The organism is Cedecea sp. Ae19-4 (assembly GCF_059801165.1).
In genome coordinates this window covers 1453001-1471293 of record NZ_JBCHWG010000001.1, presented here as the reverse complement: position 1 = coordinate 1471293, position 18293 = coordinate 1453001, and the positions used below count along the sequence as shown (strand labels likewise).

At 56.8% G+C, this 18293-nt stretch carries 17 protein-coding genes; 12 read left to right on the top strand and 5 right to left on the bottom strand.

Features of this window, described 5'->3' with window-relative positions; genetic code table 11:
* Positions 1-115 precede the first annotated feature (115 nt).
* Positions 116-1135, top strand: coding sequence for a Ppx/GppA phosphatase family protein (locus AAIE02_RS07045; protein ID WP_498532239.1), 1020 nt, complete (start codon positions 116-118; stop codon positions 1133-1135).
* Positions 1136-1183: 48 nt separating this feature from the next.
* Here the strand turns inward: AAIE02_RS07045 and AAIE02_RS07040 are convergent, their stop codons facing one another.
* On the bottom strand, positions 1184-2395 hold the full coding sequence (locus tag AAIE02_RS07040; protein ID WP_008458940.1) for an MFS transporter: 1212 nt from the start codon (positions 2393-2395) through the stop codon (positions 1184-1186).
* 153 nt (positions 2396-2548) lie between these two features.
* Here AAIE02_RS07040 and AAIE02_RS07035 point away from each other — a divergent pair, with 153 nt between their 5' ends.
* Both AAIE02_RS07035 and AAIE02_RS07030 read left to right on the top strand, forming a co-directional pair.
* Entirely contained in the window at positions 2549-5188 is a 2640-nt protein-coding gene (locus AAIE02_RS07035) for an ATP-binding protein (RefSeq protein WP_498532238.1), read from the top strand.
* A gap of 122 nt (positions 5189-5310) precedes the next feature.
* Positions 5311-6486: a YbfB/YjiJ family MFS transporter gene (locus tag AAIE02_RS07030; RefSeq protein ID WP_498532237.1), complete on the top strand. Its 1176-nt coding sequence runs from the start codon at positions 5311-5313 to the stop codon at positions 6484-6486.
* Here AAIE02_RS07030 and AAIE02_RS07025 read toward each other — a convergent pair.
* Positions 6469-7317, bottom strand: coding sequence for a LysR family transcriptional regulator (locus tag AAIE02_RS07025; RefSeq protein WP_498532236.1), 849 nt, complete (start codon positions 7315-7317; stop codon positions 6469-6471). The genes AAIE02_RS07030 and AAIE02_RS07025 overlap by 18 nt on opposite strands.
* A gap of 91 nt (positions 7318-7408) precedes the next feature.
* Between AAIE02_RS07025 and AAIE02_RS07020 the strand changes: the two genes are divergently transcribed.
* Complete coding sequence (locus AAIE02_RS07020) at positions 7409-8464, top strand: NAD(P)H-dependent flavin oxidoreductase (RefSeq protein WP_498532235.1); 1056 nt, start codon at positions 7409-7411, stop codon at positions 8462-8464.
* A 6-nt stretch (positions 8465-8470) separates the two neighbouring features.
* On the opposite strand, the gene AAIE02_RS07015 is transcribed toward AAIE02_RS07020, so the two are convergent.
* The gene (locus AAIE02_RS07015) at positions 8471-9358 is read right to left on the bottom strand and encodes a LysR family transcriptional regulator (RefSeq protein WP_498532234.1); all 888 of its coding nucleotides are present in this window, start codon (positions 9356-9358) and stop codon (positions 8471-8473) included.
* An 88-nt stretch (positions 9359-9446) separates the two neighbouring features.
* On the opposite strand from AAIE02_RS07015, the gene AAIE02_RS07010 reads away from it, so the two are divergent.
* The 3 genes from AAIE02_RS07010 to AAIE02_RS07000 all read left to right on the top strand — a co-directional run bounded on the left by AAIE02_RS07010 (position 9447) and on the right by AAIE02_RS07000 (position 11117).
* Positions 9447-10001, top strand: coding sequence for an NAD(P)H-dependent oxidoreductase (locus AAIE02_RS07010; RefSeq protein ID WP_498532233.1), 555 nt, complete (start codon positions 9447-9449; stop codon positions 9999-10001).
* Between the two features lie 79 nt (positions 10002-10080).
* Positions 10081-10551: a hypothetical protein gene (locus tag AAIE02_RS07005; RefSeq protein WP_166992484.1), complete on the top strand. Its 471-nt coding sequence runs from the start codon at positions 10081-10083 to the stop codon at positions 10549-10551.
* A gap of 5 nt (positions 10552-10556) precedes the next feature.
* Positions 10557-11117 (top strand): RNA polymerase sigma factor, encoded by a 561-nt coding sequence (locus AAIE02_RS07000; protein ID WP_498532676.1) that lies wholly within the window; start codon positions 10557-10559, stop codon positions 11115-11117.
* Between the two features lie 50 nt (positions 11118-11167).
* On the opposite strand, the gene AAIE02_RS06995 is transcribed toward AAIE02_RS07000, so the two are convergent.
* Positions 11168-12493 (bottom strand): glycoside hydrolase family 10-like protein, encoded by a 1326-nt coding sequence (locus AAIE02_RS06995; RefSeq protein WP_498532675.1) that lies wholly within the window; start codon positions 12491-12493, stop codon positions 11168-11170.
* Positions 12494-12796: 303 nt separating this feature from the next.
* Between AAIE02_RS06995 and leuC the strand changes: the two genes are divergently transcribed.
* The 4 genes from leuC to AAIE02_RS06975 are packed head-to-tail and all read left to right on the top strand — an operon-like array spanning position 12797 to position 16721.
* Positions 12797-14221, top strand: a complete 1425-nt coding sequence (gene leuC, locus AAIE02_RS06990) for a 3-isopropylmalate dehydratase large subunit (protein WP_166873873.1) — start codon at positions 12797-12799, stop codon at positions 14219-14221.
* The gene (leuD, locus tag AAIE02_RS06985) at positions 14222-14836 is read left to right on the top strand and encodes a 3-isopropylmalate dehydratase small subunit (protein ID WP_498532232.1); all 615 of its coding nucleotides are present in this window, start codon (positions 14222-14224) and stop codon (positions 14834-14836) included. It abuts the gene before it with no gap.
* Positions 14837-14842: 6 nt separating this feature from the next.
* Positions 14843-15766, top strand: coding sequence for an alpha/beta fold hydrolase (locus tag AAIE02_RS06980; RefSeq protein WP_498532231.1), 924 nt, complete (start codon positions 14843-14845; stop codon positions 15764-15766).
* Between the two features lie 19 nt (positions 15767-15785).
* The gene (locus AAIE02_RS06975) at positions 15786-16721 is read left to right on the top strand and encodes a LysR substrate-binding domain-containing protein (protein ID WP_498532230.1); all 936 of its coding nucleotides are present in this window, start codon (positions 15786-15788) and stop codon (positions 16719-16721) included.
* Positions 16722-16790: 69 nt separating this feature from the next.
* Here AAIE02_RS06975 and AAIE02_RS06970 read toward each other — a convergent pair whose 3' ends face one another.
* The gene (locus AAIE02_RS06970) at positions 16791-17069 is read right to left on the bottom strand and encodes a cystatin family protein (protein WP_008458969.1); all 279 of its coding nucleotides are present in this window, start codon (positions 17067-17069) and stop codon (positions 16791-16793) included.
* Positions 17070-17532: 463 nt separating this feature from the next.
* Between AAIE02_RS06970 and AAIE02_RS06965 the strand changes: the two genes are divergently transcribed.
* Positions 17533-18255, top strand: coding sequence for a CDP-diacylglycerol diphosphatase (locus AAIE02_RS06965; protein ID WP_498532674.1), 723 nt, complete (start codon positions 17533-17535; stop codon positions 18253-18255).
* Positions 18256-18293 lie beyond the last annotated feature (38 nt).

Genomic DNA, 18293 nt, shown 5'->3' with positions numbered 1-18293 from the left:
AACAATGCAGTGACTTTTTCTAACAAAATCAGCAGGTATTGTTAAAAAGTGTTTTAACGAATATTAAAGTTACGTTATCAATAGCTTTTTAATGGATCGACACTGGATACTCAATATGACAAAAATATTTCGACGCAATTTTTTTTCCCTGATGGTGGTAGCGGCATTACCCGGCGTGAGCGTTGCGGCCCACGCAGCTGGCTGTGAAGAGACCAGGGCGGGCATCGACATGGGCTCCGGCACCACCAAGCTGGTGGTCGCCAAAGTGGATACCTGCCAGCAGCGCATCAACAAAGTGTTGTTCGAGGATCAGCGTCCAATCGGTTTTAACGAAGATTTATCCAAATCTGCAGATAACACTCTCAGCCCAGCGATTCAACAGCAGGGGCAGACGGCGTTGCGCGAGCTAGCTGCAGAGGCCGCCCGCTATCATCCTGCCCGTTTTAACGGCGTGGCTACCGCTGTTTTTCGCAGCGCGTCTAACGCCCGGCAGACGATCGATGCCTTCAACCGTGCTGCTCCGGTGAATCTAAAAATTATTACTCAGGAACAAGAGGCCGAGCTGGGCTTCCTGTCCGCCAAAGCCTCGATGCCCGTGCCGCTGCCAGACGACCAGATGGTGGTCTGGGACATTGGCGGCGGGTCGATGCAAATGACGACCTGGCTGCAAAAACACGACAAATGGCAGCCGGAGATTTACCAGGGCAAGCTGGCCTCCGTTACGCTGAAGAACTACATCATCGACGTGGTGAAAAACAAAGATTTGCATGATGTCAGCTCGCCAAATCCGATTGGTTCCCTGCGTGACGGCGTGCTGCGTTTTGTTCGCTTCTATGCCACCACTCACGTCAGCCCGGAGATGAAACAGGCGCTGGCTAAGCGTACCGTCGTGGGTATCGGCGGGGTGCATGACTTCTCCGTCAGCAAGCAGCTCAATGAAAAGGTTTACACCCTCGCCGATCTACAAAAATCTTCCGCCAGCCAGGTCTGGAAAGGGGATTCAGAGCTGCGCGGGGATTACCGGGCCACGGACGTCAGCAACCTGCTACTGGTTCAGGGCTATATGGAAGCCCTGAAAATCCCTCAGGTGACCGTGGTGAAGGCCAACCTCGTTCAGGGCGTGCTGATTCAGTAACGTCTCATGCTTCAGGCGACGGCGATTTTCGTGCCGCCGCCTGGGGCACTAACCGCGTTTTTGCTGCCCGATCAGATGAATGATTAGCCCGATGAGGCTAAGCCCACCGCCCAGCATCGAAGCCAGTTCCCAGCCGCCGAGTCGCCACATCAGGCTCGCGCCCCAGGATCCCAGCGCGCCGCCGATAAACATGCCGCTCATAAAGACCGTATTGATACGGCTGCGGGCTTCCGGCCTCAGGGCATAGATCACGTGCTGGTTAGAGATCAGCGCCGACTGCTCGCCCAGATCCATCAGGATGATGCCAATCACCAGCCCGGTGAGCGAAGTCCACAGCCCCAGCACCGCAAACGAGATAACCATCACCAGCGCCCCAAGCCCGATGACGGTATATGGTCCCCGGCGGTCGGCAATTCGCCCGGCAAGCGGCGCAACCAGGATGCCTACGGCACCCACAATGCCCATCAGACCGGCGACGTCTGCGCCAAGATGAAACGCGGCATGGAGCTGCAAGGCCAGAATGGTCCACAGGCCGATGAACGAGCCAAACAGCGCGGCCTGAATCCAGGTCGCCCGACGCAGCAGCGGTTCTTCCCGCCACAGAGAAACCAGCGAGCGCATCAGGGTCATGTAGCTCTGTTTATTACCGGACGTGTGGTGCGGCAGGGTAAAGAACAGCATCAGCCAGCCGAAAGCAGTTGCCACAGCACCGAGCCAGAAGGTCGCTCGCCAGCCCCAGTGATCGCCGCTAAAACCGCCCACGGCCCGGCCAAGCAGTATGCCGCACAACACGCCGCTCATTACCGTGCCGACCACCTGTCCACGGCGTTCCGGTTTAGCCAGCTCGGCGGCGAACGGCACTATTTGCTGGGCCACGGAGCCGGTTACGCCCACCGCAGCGGAGGCAATAATAATTGTGACAACATTCGGCGCTAAGGCCAGGCACGCCAGCGCTACCGCCAGCCCCGCAGACTGGCAAAGGATCAGCGTGCGGCGGTTAATCTTGTCGCCCAGCGGTACAAGCAAGAACAAACCAAAGGCAAACCCAAGCTGCGTTGCCGTCGGCGCAAGGCTGACCAGCGCTAGCTGCCCCGGAAACGCCTGCTGAAGCAGTTCCAGCAGCGGCTGGTTGTAGTAGACATTGGCAACGAAAACCCCGCAGGCCAGCGCCATGATCAGCAGCAGACTGGAGGTTAAAGGCGAATTCTTTTCCGCCTCGGGCGGACGATTCAGGGTGATGCTCAGGGGATTCTCCGACATGATTTTTCTCTCTGGGAATGACGAGTCCTGATGCTGAATGATTGTCCGCCCGCAATCTTTGCCCTAGAATTTCAGACTTCTGAAATCACCTGAAAAGCGACCGTTCTTATGCCTGCCGACGAGCCCCAACTCCGCTCAGAAAGAGATGACGACATGGTGGTCTTTGGCCGCTATCAGCTGTTTCCCGATTTGGGATTGCTGCTCAGGGACGGCGTTCGGCTGGAGCCGGGCGAGCGGGCAATGGCCGTGCTCCGGCTGCTGGTCAGCGAAGCGGGGCAGGTGGTGACCAAAGAGACGCTGCTGGCCACCGTCTGGCCAAAAGAGATCGTCGAAGAGAATAATCTGCAGGCGCAAATCTCCGCTTTGCGCAAAATTTTTGGTCCTGACCGTAATTTGATTACCACGGTGTTTGGCCGGGGCTACTGCTTTACCGCCACGGTGAATAAACTGCAGGCGGCCACGTCGGCTCTGCCTGTCATCACCTCTTCAACGGCATTACCTCGTCCCCGTTCGCCGCTGATAGGGCGTGAAAGGGAGCTGGGTGAAATCAGAAAATGGCTGATCGAGCATACTATTTGCACGCTGGCGGGCCCGGCGGGAATCGGCAAAACCCGGCTATTGCTGGAAGTGGCTCGCGAATCCGCCAGTCTTTATCCCGATGGCGTCTTTTTTGCCGACCTGTCCAGCCTGAACGCAGGATCAGATCCAGCCCCAGTTTTGCGGGCGGCACTGGCCGGTATTCGTGGCGCAGGGCCGTCGCAGCCACGCCCCGCGCTGCTGGTGATTGATAACTGTGAGCATCTGTCGGCCGCCTGCGCCAGGGAAATTGAGCATCTACTACAGCGAAACGAATTACTGAGCATTTTGCTCACCAGCCAGTCTCCGCTGGGGATTGAAGGGGAGCAGGTTTACCGCGTTGGTCCGCTGACTTTGCCGCCAGCGCAACTGGCCGCCAGCGAGGCGCAAAGTTTTAGCGCGGTTGAGTTTCTGGTACAGCGCATTCAAGCGGTGGATTACGCGTTCCGCCTGAGCGAAGAGAATATCGGGCCGATCCTGGCGCTCTGCCGGTTGCTGGATGCCGTACCGCTGGCGCTGGAAATTGTGGCTGCTCGCGTTGCCAACCTGGGACCGGATGCCGTGCTGGCCGACCTGAGCGGACGGGAGACGTTACCCGAAACGCCGGGAGTGACGGCTTCCCGGCACAGAACGCTGGCCGAGGCGCTGGACTGGAGTTATCGATTACTTACGGCTGAAGAACAGCGAGTGTTTCATGCCCTGGCGGTGTTTCCCGGTGAATTTGACCTTGCCGCCGCGAAAGGATTGTTAGATCAGCAAGAGGTCAGCGACGTGGTGGCCAGCATGGTGGCGAAATCCCTGCTGGTTTTGCAGGCGGGCACGCGCCCGGCCAGGTATCGCTATCTCAACATTGTGCGCACGTACGCTCGCCGGACGCTGGCCCCAAATAGCACCCCGTATTTTCTTCGCCATGCACAACTTGTGGCCGACAGCATGGTGCGGGCAAAAGTTGCCTGGGCCGAAGAGTCCAGTCCGCAGTGGCGCCGTCAGTATGGCTATTTAATTGACGATCTCCGTGCGGCGGCAGACTGGTGTTTTGGTGTGGGTCAAAACGCTCCGCTGGGACGCAGTATTCTCGCTAACGCCACGCCGTTCTGGATCCAGCTTTCGCTCCACGGCGAGTGCCGCCAGCGGATTACCGCCGCAATTAACGATTCGCACAATGGTCAGGCCACGCCGCGCGAAGAGATGCTAATGCAGGCCGCACTGGGCTCGGCGCTGGGCTGGGCGCAGGGGCCCATTGAAGAAAACGGCCAGGCCTGGCGGCGAACCGGGGAGATTGCCAGCACGCTTGGCGATGTGGAAATGCAATTACAGTCCGAGTACGGGCTGTGGCTGTATCACCTGCGCAGTGGCCGTTACGCCGATGCCGCAGAGAACGGCAAAAAAATGGCTGAACTGGCGACACAAACCGGTGATTACGGCGCGCTATTAACCGCCCGTCGCCTGGCAGGCACCGCGCTGCATTTTTCCGGCGAGCAACAGGCCGCGCTCAGCGAAATTCAGGCTTTGTTGGATCGCACCGTGGATGATGACAGCCAGAGAGCGCCTTTCCGCTTTGGGCTGGATCAGCGCGTGGCGGGCTGGGCTTTCCTGGTGCGGGCCCTGTGGGTGACTGGCGATGTGGCGAAAGCCAGAAGAGCGGCGCAGCTGGCGGTGGAAGAAGCCCGGGCGCTGGATCATGCCTGTTCGCTGTGTGCGGCCCTCGCGGAAGGCACCTGCACGCTGGCAGCCTTCACCGGAGATACCGCTGGCGTGCTACAGGTAGCCTCGCAGATTGAGGCCATCGCCCTGGAACACGGCCTGGGCTTCTGGCGGCTTTATGCGGCCGCTTTTACCTTTTGGGGCAGGCTTCGCCAGCAGCCTGAAACGGTACTTCCCCAGCAGATCCTCGCCATGCTTACCCGGCTGCGGGATAACGGTTTTGATCCCGCTTATTCACTTTTTCTGTCTGATTTCGCCGCCGCGCTGGCGCAAAAAGGCCAGCCAGAGGTAGCCGAAGCGATGATCGACGAGCGGCTGTCCGCGCTTGACGTCAACCAGTCACTCTGGAACCTGCCCGAGCTGATGCGGGTTCAGGCGCACATTCGTTACGGCGGCCAACCAGAATATGGCCTGGAACTCAGCATGGCGCTGCAATCTGCGCTGCTGCTGGCACAAACCCAGACGGCCAAAGGCTGGATCCAGCGCATAGAAACCGATCTGCGTCAGCTGTGATCTTTCGATGAAATGCAAAGCGGCAGAAAAGCCGCTTGCTTGTTGCTCTTGCTGACATTAATCTCAAAATAAGATTTAAATAAAAATAATATTCATATTTAGAGATTGAAAGGGTGAGGGTTATGACAATGTATTTCAGGCCGGAAATTCGTGCGCTACAGCTGGCGCTTGCGGGTGCAGTGGTGCTGGCGATAGGTATGGGCTACGGGCGTTTTTCCTATACCGGCATTCTGCCAGTGATGCTGAAAGAAGGGCTGCTGTCGCTGCATCAGGGCAACCTCGCCGCATCGGCTAACTACGCAGGTTATCTTATTGGTGCCTTACTGCTGGCGAAAGCTAAGCCTGCCGACGCGCGGCGGTTAAACATGGCCTCCGTCGGGTTAACCATTGGCTGCCTGCTTCTGCTGGCATGGACGAAATCGCCGTGGGCGGTGGTAGCGGTTCGGGGGGTTGCCGGCCTACTGAGCGCCGTGTCGCTGATTGCGGCTTCACTGTGGCTTCTGCAGCACATGAAACACCCTACCGGCGCGCCGGTGCTGTATGCCGGGGTTGGGCTGGGGATCTTTTTATCTGCGGAATTTATCGCGCTTGGTAAAGCTTATGGCTACACCAGTCAGCAAATCTGGCTGCTGTGCGGGATCGCTGCGCTGCTATTGTTTATGCTGGTTTATAAACTGCTGCTTAGCCCACCGGATTATCTGATCGACTACCAAAGGCAGGCTTCCAGTCAGCTTCAGCCGGCGGCAGAGAATGCTAAAGCGGCGTGGAAACTGCTGGCTATCTACGGCCTGGCGGGCTTCGGGTATATCATTACGGCCACCTATTTACCGCTTTTTCTTTCCGGGTCACTTAGTACGCTGGATCCGGTGCAGCTTTGGGCTATCTTTGGCCTGGCTGCGATACCGTCCTGTTTTGTCTGGCATCAAATCGTCTTGAAGTATGGTTATCGCCACGCTTTTGCCGCCAATCTTCTGGTTCAGGCCGCGGGCGTAGTGCTTCCGGCCTTTAGCCACTCGCTGCTTTTTTGCCTGTTAAGCGCCGTGCTGGTGGGCTTTACGTTCACCGGCACGGTGACGATAGCCTTACCGGAAGCCAGGAGGCTGGCGCATCTGGTACGCTTCAATATGATCGCGGCGATGACCGCTATTTACGGCATCGGGCAGATTATTGGGCCGTTGGTTGCCGGGGAGCTGTACGGCTTAACGGGCAGTTTTAACGGATCGTTAGCCGCCGCCACCGGCGCATTGCTGCTGGCCGGCGGGCTGGTGCTAGCGGGGCGTTCAAAGGTTGCTGGCTGAGGCGAGTATCTGCTTCATCGCCTCAAGCGCGGTGGAGCAGTAGCCCTTACGCCAGACTAGCTGAGTGAGGGCTTCGGCCACAAACTGTTGCCGCGTTCCTTCCGGCAAAGCCAGCGTCGCGGCGACGCTTTCCGGGAGCACGCCGCTGCAGCGTCCTGCGGCAACGGAAGCGACCATCGAGTGATAAGAGCTGATGTCCTGCACTTCCACCAGAGTTTGTGCGTTGAGCAAAGCCTCACCGCGCGCCCGATAGGAACATCCGCGCGGAAAAGCGGCAAGGCGAGGATGATTGCCGCTGGCGGTTTCAGGCACGAGCAACACCAGGCGTTCGGTGAACACGTCCATGGACTCAAGATCTACGGGGCAGTGAACCTGTCCCCCGGCTTCCGGTAACAGGCTCACCAGCGCGCAGTCCAGTGAAGCGTGGCGAACCTGCTCCAGCAGCTGCTGCGTCGGCAGGGTGGTTAAGGTGAGGGCGACATCAGGATACCGGTGGTGAAACTGCTGGAACACCGGCATCAGGCGGCTGACTGCGGTGGCTTCCATCGAGCCTATATTCAGTGCCCCTGCAGGCTTACCCGGATGCAGCGCCTGTCGGGCTTCTTCCGCCAGGCTAAGTATTTTTTTGGTGTAGGAGAGAAAACTTTCGCCTTCCGGCGACAGGATCATTTTCTTGCTGTCGCGCACGAACAACGCGACGCCAAGATCTTCTTCCAGTTGCTGAATGCGGGTGGTGATGTTCGACTGCACGCGGCCGAGCCTTTGGGCTGCTTTCGTCACGCTTTGTTCTTCGGCAACGATTTTGAACATCTGCAGTGTGGTGTGGTTCATATTTTTCATTCTCAATATGATAATGATCTTGATCTTAACATCTTCAAATAAGATGTTAAGCCTTCAATCTCTCATTTCCTGAGGTAGCGCCATGTTTCGTAGCCTTTCCCAACTGCTCGCGATAGACCATCCCATCATACAGGCCCCTATGGCGGGCGTCTCCACCCCGGAACTGGCGGCGGCGGTCAGCAATGCCGGTGGCCTTGGTTCGCTGGGCATTGGCGCGAGCGACGTCGTGCAGGCCAGGACAGCCATCCTGAAAACGCAGGCCTTAACCTCGCGCCCGTTCAGCGTGAATCTGTTTTGCCATCAGCCTGCCAAACGGGATGAGGCGCTGGAACGCGCATGGATTGAAAGCCTGCGCCCGCTGTTCGCTGAGTTTGGCGGCACGCCGCCGGAAGTGCTCAGCGAAATTTATCAAAGCTTTATTGGCCACGAAGCGATGCTGGAGATGCTGCTGGAGACGGCTCCGGCCGCGGTCAGCTTCCATTTTGGCGTGCCCGATCGCGACGTTGTTCAGGCCTTCCGTGACAAAGGAATTGTGACGCTTGCCACCGCCACCCGGCCCGAAGAGGCTTTGCTGATCCAGGCGAACGGCGTGGATGTTATTGTGGCGCAGGGCTTTGAAGCGGGCGGGCATCGCGGGATGTTCGACGATAAAGCTCACGATACACAGCTCAGCACCTTTGCGCTTGTGCAACTGCTGAAAAAACAGGTGGATTTGCCGGTTGTTGCCGCCGGCGGAATTATGGACGGAGCCGGTATTCACGCCATGCTAAGCGCGGGGGCGGACGCGGTACAGCTGGGGACCGCGTTTCTGCTTTGCCCAGAGTCCGCCGCCGATGATGGCTACCGGCAGCGGCTGAAATCGAGCCGGTTACACCAGACGGAAATGACCCACGCTATCTCAGGCAGGGCAGCCAGAAGCCTGGAGAACGATTACTGCCACCACGGGCGAATCGTCGGCCAGCATGCCGTCCCGGCTTATCCGGTGGCCTACGATATTGGTAAAGCGCTTGCCGGTCTTGCAAAAAGCCACGGTCACCAGGGCTACAGCGCGCACTGGGCCGGGCAGGGCGTGAACCTGATCCGCGAAATGCCCGCCGCTGAATTACTGCAAACGCTGGTGCGCGAAGCCGGGTTGTGAAACGGGTTACTTCAACAACGCCATTAAAATCGCGGCCACGTGCTGCAGGGCCACATCCTGGCTTCGGCGTTTGTGCCAGGCCAGGTGCAGTGAAAATCCCGGCAGTTCTACGGGGGCAGAGAAGGCGACGAGCCCTTCAGTAAAAGGTATGACCCGGGAAGGCAGCAGGGCCAGCATATCCGAGGCCGCCAGCAACTGCGGCACCATCTGGAAATTCGGCAATACCAGCCCGACGCGGCGGCGTAATCCCAACCTTGAGAGTTCCGCATCCACCGGAGTGACGCTTTCCCCTTTCCCGGAGGTGATAATGTGCGGCCAGGCGAGCCAGCGCTCAAGGCTAAACCCGGATGCGGCAGGATGTCCCTCACGCATCGCCACGACATAGTGCTCGTCCATCAACAGTCCGCTGTGAATGTCCGCGGCAGGCTGAGGAAAGACCGAAATAGCGATATCCGTGGTGCCGTTAAGCAACGCTGTTTCAGCCTGTTCCGCGCCAGCCCAGCCCTGAACGATGGGGTCAATCCCCGGGGCCGACTGCTGAAGTTTTTGCATCAACGGCACCAGCACGAACAGCGCCGGGAAATCCGCCATGGTTATCCGCAGTTGCTGCTTAATTTGATGCAGGGGAATCACCGGCGGGTCGATAAGTTCAGTAATGCCGCCCAGCACGGATTTCAGCGGGGCACGAAGAGACTGAGCAAGGGGCGTCAGCCGCATGGTGCCTCTGCCACGCTCCAGCAGTTCGTCGTGAAAAAGATCGCGACAGCGGGCAAGGGCTGCAGAGGTGGCAGATTGCGACAGGCAAAGTCTGTCGGCGGCACGGGTGACGTGCGCCTCGTCGAGCAAGGCGTCCAGCACCACCAGAAGGTTGAGATCCAGCGTTCTTAAATTCATACAACAGATAATAGATTATCTTGATTATCCGTTGGAGTAATTTTCTGGGCCTCGCCATTATCGTCTCATCAACCCAAGGAGACGCCCCGTGAACAAAACCCTGATTTTACTTTTCCATCCGGATTTGTCCCGTTCCAGCGCCAACGCCGCGCTGGCGCAAGAAGTTGCAAAACTTGAACACGTTGAAGTGGTCGATGTCCAGGCGCTTTACCCTGACGGGCTCGACATTTACCGCGACGGCGAGCGCGAAGCGGCCCGGCTACTTGCCGCCGACCGCATTGTGCTGCAGTTCCCGATCCACTGGTACTCCATGCCAGCCATTATGCGCCAGTGGCAGGACGCGGTGCTGACCCGGATGTTCTACCTGCATTACGAGGAGGAGGGGAGAAAGCTGGAAGGAACGCCGCTGTATGTGGCGGTCACCGCCGGTAACGTGGAGGAAGCTTATCGTCCCGGAGGCCGTAATCTTTTTACCCTCGAATCTCTGTTAGCCCCCCTTCGGGCCACGGCAAATCGCTGCGGCCTGACCTGGCATACCCCGTTTGTGGTCTACACTGCCGATATGCTCGATGCTGCGGGGCTGAAAACGAAGGCAGAAGCGTATGCGCAGGCGCTTACCCGGTGGCGTGAAAATAAATTTTGAATTTTTTAGCAATATTTCTCGCGCTGATTCGTCTACCTCATCACAAGTGATTAGCCGTGACTTTACTGAGGTAAACATAATGAGAGATTTTGATATGCACCGACATGAACACCGCCGCCGTGGATTCTGTGGCCACCGCATGGGTAAGCCGATTTTGCTCTGCGTGGCATTGTTTGTCGCACTCGGCCTGATCGTGATGACGCTGTGGAATGCGGTGCTGCCTGGCCTGCTGGGCGTGAAAGAGATTGGCTTCTGGCAGTCTTTAGGCCTGCTGGCGCTGTGCCGCATTCTGTTCGGTGGCCTGGGCTTCCGCCCGGGCATGTTTGGCAAAGCCCGTCGCCGCATGCACGAACGCTGGATGCAAATGACGCCGGAGCAGCGCGAAGAGTTTATGCAGCATCGCCGCGAGAAATTTGGCTTTGGTCACCGCGACCGCTGCGGCTGGCATTCCCGCTGGGATGAGAAAATGGATCCACGTCCTCAGCCTCAGCCGCCGGTGCAACCAGTCCAGCCAGATGAAAACAGCGCTAAAAAACCGGACGCTGAGTGACGACGATGAAAGCCGGAATAGTGGGGGAATCTCTGCTGATGGCAGCGCTGGCCGGCTGCCGCACCCGACTGAAAGCGTTTATTCGCGGGAGAACCGCCGGGCGTGAAGACGCCGACGATATTCTGCAGGAAGTCAGCTACCAGCTTATGAAGGTTGAACAGCCGGTGGAGAACGTCGCCGCCTGGCTGTTCCGCGCCGCCCGAAATGAAATGACCGACCGGGCAAGGAAAAAACGCGAGCTGCCTTTGGCAAGCTGGTTTGGCGGTGATGGAGAAGACGATTACCCGGAAGATGAGCTGGCCGAAACGCTGTTCGGGGTCCCGCAAACGCCGGAGGACGAGTATCTGAAGCAACTGCTGTGGGAGGAGCTGGAGACAGCCCTGTCAGAGCTGCCTGCGCCGCAGCGTGAGGTGTTTATCAAAACCGAGCTGCAAGACTATAGCGTGAAGGAACTGGCGGCCGAGAGCGGCGACACCGTGCAGGCGCTGCTCTCCCGCAAACACAAAGCCGTTCTGTATCTGCGCACCCGGCTGCGCAATGTGTATGACGACCTGGCTGGTCAGTAAGACAGCCCCCGGATCCGCCCAGGGAAGGGCGATCCGGTTTTTTTAGCCTATCATTCCCCCCAACGTTCCTTGATGTAATTCACCGCCTGCTGGGTTTGGGGCTGGTTAAGATAATTTTCCCGGAACAAAATGGTGCCGTTAATTTGCGGCACGGCGTCGTTCAAATCGAGCTGCTTTTTCAGCTCCGGCACGCCGCCGCTCACCGTCCAGTCAGGCTCATTCTTCGATGGCTCCCCGACTTTATACAGCGCAATCCCAATATAAAGACGCGTGTGAGTGGGCTTCACTACGTTAGCCCACCAGTTTGCCAGCACGTCGTAGCGGGCGGCACTTCGGGAGAAAGGCCAGTAAATCTGCGGGGCAATATAGTCCAGCAGGCCTTTTTGCACCCAGAGACGCGTGTCGGCATAGGACTCGTCATAGGCTGCTGCACCGCGCGTTTCAGACCCGGCCGGATCATGGGAGATATTGCGCCAGACGCCCGCCGGACTTACGCCAAACTCAACGCCGGGCTTAAGCTGTTTGATGGTGCGTGAGACTTGCTCGATAAGTTGCTCAGTATTGTGCCGCCGCCAGTCGGCTTTGGACGCGTAGCCCTGGCCGTAGGTTCTGTAAGTCTGGCTGTCGTTGAGCGTAGAGCCCGGTGATTCGGTATAGAAGTAATCATCAAACTGCACGCCGTCGATGGCGTAGTTTGAAACAACTTCGGCGACGATGCTGGTTATCCAGTCGCGCACTTCCGGGATGCCGGGATCAAGCACGAAGCGGTCGCCGGACGTTTTTATCCAGTCGCGATGCAACACATAAACGCTGGCGGGCTGCAGAGAAAGCGTGCGGTTCAGGGCGGCAACTGTGCCTGGCGTGATGTTGGTAGAAACCCGGTAGGGGTTAAACCAGGCGTGTACCTTCATGCCGCGTTTATGCGCCTCATCGAGCATAAACTGCAGCGGATCGTAGCCAGGATCTTCGCCAATTGTTCCCGTCAGCATATCTGACCACGGCAAAATCTTCGAAGGCCACAGGGCGGTAGCGTCGGGTTTCACCTGGAAAAACACCGTGTTGATGCCCAATGACTTCAGCTTATCCAGCTTGTCTTTTAACGCCTGCTGCTGCTGGCTGATGCGCGCGGCGGCGCTGCTGCCGTTAACGGATGAAACCGGCGGCCAGTCCAGACGGGAAACCGTTGCCAGCCAGACGCCACGCATCGGCTCATGATCTTGTGAAGGGGTCGTCACATTCGGCTTAGTGCCCGGCAAGGGCGTGACGAGAGAAACCGGCGGTTTAGAGGCGCAGCTCGCCAGAAGCAGCGCGGCGGCAAGTATCGCGCCAGGTTTTTTGCCCCTGGCGGCAGAGAAGAAGCGGCTTGAAGTGGCGATGATGTGCTCCAGATTTTGCCAGTCGGTGAACAACAAGCATTTTCATACTATTCGACATCAAGTCAATCTCTAACGCCGTGAAGTAAAGCAGATGCGGACTAACCTTGCTTACGATCAAAATCCTTATTTATCATCACAATAAATAAAACACACTTCGTGTTTTATCCTATTACGCTTGTGCATCATGCCTTTACTGACAGCCTAATCACCCGGTTGCTACTATCCCTGTAGAAATTGTTCATTTTTTATCTGCGTGCCAGCGCGCCGTTATTTTATGCTGTGAGAGCAACAAGGTGACCCGTCATGAAGCCTAAAACGCTGTACGATAAAATCATCGATAGCCACGTCATCCGCCCTCTGGACGACCAGGGCAATGTCCTGCTGTATATCGACCGTTCCATCCTCAACGAATACACCAGCCCGCAGGCATTTAGCGGCCTGCGCGACGCCAACCGCAAGGTCTGGCAGCCAAACAGTATCCTGCTCAACGTGGACCACGTTAACCCGACCCGGCCAGAGCGTACGCCAGAAATGACCGATCCGGGCGGCGAGCTGCAGGTTCGCTACTTTGAGTCCAACAGCCGTGATTTTGGCCTTGAGCTGTTCGACGTAATGGATCCACGCCAGGGCATTGAACACGTCGTCGCCCATGAACAGGGGATCGTGCTGCCGGGCATGGTGATTGCCGCAGGGGATAGCCATACCACCACTTACGGCGCGTTTGGCGCGTTTGGATTCGGCATCGGTACCTCTGAAATTGAGCATATGCTGGCGACGCAGACGTTAGCTTATAAAAAGCTAAAAACGCTGCGCGTGACGGTCAACGGTGAGCTGCCGTTTGCCGCGACGGCAAAAGATATTGTCATGCTGCTGATCGCTGAAATTGGTGCCGACGGCGCGACCGGCTTTGCTATCGAGTTCTGCGGCAGCGCCATTGATGCGCTTAGCGTGGAAGGGCGGATGACCATCTGTAATATGGCGGTCGAAGCCGGAGCAAGGGGTGCTTTTATGGCACCTGATGAAAAAGTTTATGCCTACATCAAACCGGCACCGCGTGTACCCAAAGGCGAGATGTGGGAACAGGCGCTGAAATACTGGCGAACGCTCTACAGCGATGCTGACGCGGTGTTTGATAAAGAAGTTGTGCTCGACTGCGCCAACTTAACGCCTCGTGTGACGTGGGGTACCAGCCCGGACCAGGGCGGCGGCATCACTGAATATGTGCCCGATCCTGCCAGTGAATCTAATGCGGCTAAACGTCGTGACATTGAAAATGCGCTGAGATACATGGGACTCACGCCAGGCACGCCGCTGAGCCAAATTCCGATTACCCATGCGTTTATTGGTTCATGCACCAACGGGCGAATTGAAGATCTCAGGGCGGTTGCCGAGGTGCTGCGAGACAGAAAAATTGCGCCGGGCGTAAGGGGAATTATTGTGCCGGGCTCAACGCAGGTTCGCGCCCGTGCCGAGCAAGAAGGTTTAGCTCAAATCTTTATCGACGCCGGGTTTGAATGGCGGCAGTCAGGCTGCTCCATGTGCCTGGCGATGAACGAAGATGTGCTGCAGCCGGGTGACCGCTGCGCCTCCAGCACCAACCGTAATTTCGCTGGCCGCCAGGGGGCCGGGGCCAGAACGCATTTAATGAGTCCAGCCATGGTCGCGGCGGCGGCAGTAGCTGGTCATCTCACCGATGTCCGTCCGTATTTACAGCAGGGGGAGGCGTAAATGGAACCCTTTAACCGCGTCACCGGCGTGGCTGCGCCGATGATGGCAGCCAACATTGATACCGATGTGATCATGCCGAAGCAGTTTTTAAAAGGTATCGATCGTAACAATCTGGACCGAGGCGTGTTCTTCGACCAGCGTTTTCTGACCGACGGCTCACCGAATCCTGAGTTTATCCTCAACAAGCCCGCATGGCGGGACGCGCAGTTTCTTATCGTTGGCCCTAACTTTGGCTGCGGCTCCAGCCGTGAACATGCGGTTTGGGGGTTACGTCAACTTGGCATACGGGCGCTGATCGGTACCAGCTTCGCCGGGATATTCAACGACAACTGCCAGCGTAACGGCGTGCTGACCCTGACGCTGCCAGCGGAGGATATCGAGCGGCTGGCGCAGGCGGCATACAACCCTAAAGCTAACCGCATTACTGTCGATCTCGCCCGGCAGCAGATTGGCGTGGAGGGCAAAGATATTGCCTTTACGGTCGATGAGCTGAAAAAGCATATGCTGCTGGAGGGCCACGATGCCATCAGCTACACGCTGCAGTTTCAGCAGGAGATTCGCGAGTTTGAACAGCGCCATTTTGCTGCGCATCCGTGGCTACTGACTCAGGATTAATTTTCAATGATGAAAGAGAACGCTGACTTTATTTGCGACAGGGGCGAATCGCCCTTTATCCCGGGTTTCCAGCTCATGGACGTGGCGCTAGAAAACGGGATTACCCTGCACGCCGCCGTGGGAGGACAGGGTGAACCGTTAGTTTTACTGCATGGCCACCCGCAAAACCACGTGACCTGGCGTAAAATCGCGCCGGTTCTGGCACAGCATTTCACCGTCATCATGCCGGACATCCGCGGCTATGGCGACAGCGCTAAGCCCGCCAGCGACGAAGTTCACCGCCGCTATTCCAAACGAGAGATGGCGAAAGATATTGTCCTGCTGGTGGCGCGGCTCGGTTTCCAGGACGGTTTTGCTTTTATGGGGCACGATCGCGGGGCGCGTGTCGGGCATCGACTGGCACTGGATTACCCGGCGCAGGTTAAGCGCAGCATTTTTATTGATATCGCCCCGACGGCAACCATGTATGCGCTGACGGACAAAACTTTTGCTACCCGCTATTTCTGGTGGTTTTTCCTGATCCAGCCTTCGCCTGTGCCGGAAAAAATGATCGCCGCAGATCCGGCGTTTTTCCTGCGTAAACATATTGATGGCCAGCTTAAAACTCCTGGCGCAACGGAACCTGCAGCGTTTGCCGAGTACCTGCGCTGTTACCAGCATCCCGATACGCTGCGGGCCATCTGCGAAGATTATCGCGCCTCGGCCACTATCGACCTTGAGGATGACGAAGCCGACAAGCATCTGCGCATTACCAGTCCTTTGCTGGTGTTATGGGGGGAGAAAGGCACCGTGGGCCAGCTGTATGATGTCCCCGCGACCTGGCAGGACAAAGCGCTGGACGTTCGTGGGCGAGCCATGCCCTGCGGACACAGTCCGCAAGAGGAGTGTCCTGATGTGCTGCTGAGCGCTATTATGCCTTTCTTAACCTGACGCAGAAGATGGCATACCGATGAGCCCCAACGAAACCCCACGCGCCGCCTGGCCGCTTGTTGAAGATTTGAATGTCTTTGTCACCGTGGTGCGCAAAGAAAGCTTTGCCAACGCGGCGGCGGAGCTGGGGCTGTCTCCGTCTTATGTCAGCAAACGCATCGCGCTGCTGGAGAAAAGCCTGGGGATGCGGCTGTTCCACCGCAGTGCCCGCGCGATTCATTTAACGGCCGATGGCCATAAGGCGCTGAGCGGTGCGCTTTCGGTGCTGGAGAGCATGGGCGATTTTGTCTCAGGGCTTGCCGCCTGGCGGGACACGCTGGAAGGCAATATTCAGATGAGCTGCTCGTTTGGTTTTGGCTCAACGTATATGCCGGATGCGCTTTCGGCGCTGGCGGAGCGCTATCCGGCGCTAAATATCAAGCTAACGCTGACGGACAGAGTCGTTGATTTGATAGAAGAGGGCGTCGATATAGAAATTCGCGTGGGTGACGATATCAAAGACCTGTATATCACCCGGCAGCTCTCCACCAACAACCGCATACTCTGCGCCGCCCCGGATTACCTGGTAAAACACGGGATGCCAGAAAACATAGCCGATCTTAAAGCCCATAAATGCCTTGTCATTCAGGAGCGTAGCGCGCAGTTCGGTGTGTGGCCGTTAACCAACGGCGAGGAAAGCGTGCAGGCTCACGTCAGCAGCCAGCTTTCCTCCAACAACGGCAGCGTGGTATTAAGCTGGGCGCTGAAGGGTCACGGCATTATTTTGCGTTCCCAATGGGAAGTGCAGCGCTATATTGCTCGCGGTGAGCTGGTGCAGATTTTGCCCGACTGGCACCAGCCCGCCAATATTTGGGCGGTTTATTCCAACCGCACCAGCGGCTCTGCGAAGTTAAAGGTCTGCATTGATTTTCTGGTGGATTATTTCGAGCGCTTTCCACCGGTGAAACTAGCGTGAAATTATTCAACATCAACCTGCCAGTAAACAGGTTGATGTTGTCAGGCTGAGTGTAGAAAAAGCGAGAAACTAAATTCTGATAATTTGAGTAATATGCGGGGCGCCCTGTCCCGGTAATGGCGCATAAATTTCCACTATCGCTTCCCAGACGGCCGTAGACGGCGGGACAGAAGCCTCACAAAGGAAGCGGTAGTTTGTTCCGGCCACGACCTGGGTTTTTACCTTTTGTGGCTCGTAATCCACGCCCAGATGCCCGTTGAGCGCCTCTTCGAACACTTTTCGGTCCTGAGCAGTCAGCGGATGATAAGCCGTCCAGCCGCCAGGCAGCAGCGTTTGTTGTTCCGACATAGTGATACCTCAACAGTGAAATATTTCCTACTCGTTTGGCTTTTCGGATGTCGCCCCATATATTTTATATTGGTTTCTGGAATCCATTTGATCCTGTTAATCTATGGCTGCCTGATGCCTTTCCTGCAAGTTATATTGCCATTATGCAATTTAATATCTTCCTCCCTTAAATTGACGAAGTAGTTAACTAAAAATAAAAAACACTCAGCATTAAAATTTTTTAATATTTTCACTGGCGATCTGGCTAATAAATATATGCAGGCATTATTTAATACATAATATAAAAAATATAATAGCTGTTTATTTTCATATTAAGCTGTTTTCATTGCAATAAAACGTTATGATTCCCCGCCGGCGGCGAGTCGTGGCCGTGGATAGCGGGGCAGAGATGATGCAAATGAATGGAATAGCCGCGAAGGTTAAGGTCGGTTTCCTCCGGGGGGCAATCCTGACAGGGATCTTTATGCTGGTGGGCTGCGCGCGTTCGGACGCGTTGTGGGGCGTGGTCGATAAGGTTTGCATGACTAACTATCAGCATACTAGCAACCCGGCGCCGTGCCAGCAGATCTATATGCCTGAAGGGAAGGCCCAGGGTTTTAGCGTTATCCAGAACCCGCGCTACCTCTACCATTTTATTCTTGTCCCCACAGCAAAGATGACCGGCATTGAAAGCCCGGCGCTGGCAGCAGCGGGGCGCACGGACTATTTCGGCTATGCCTGGCTTATGCGTCGTCTTTTAGACTGGCAGTATGGCGGCCCAATCCCCGTCGATAAACTTGGCCTGGCGCTTAACTCGGCTTATGGCCGCAGCCAAAACCAGCTTCATATTCATCTGACCTGTCTGCGGGAAGACGTCAGGCGTCAGATGCTGGCAGAACGTCCCTTTATCACGGAAGAATGGCGCCCCTTGCCCGATAAACTCCTGCGCTACACCTGGTATGCGAGACGGGTGATGCAGCCGACGGTGATGGGAATTGACCCTGTTCACAGCGTCGCCAGCTATTTTCATTTATCGCCGGAACAGCTGGCAGAGTGGGGCGTGGCCGTCATTCCAACCGCTTACGGCGATCAAAAAGGGTTTATTTTGCTCACCACGAAGCGAGGCTGGGATCGCAATAACCGGGCCTCGGTGGAAGCGCTACTGGATAAAGAGTGTGCCATTTTACCGCCCATATCTTCCCGCTGATGTGCCATATGAGTAATGTCGGGATCGGACAACCTGAA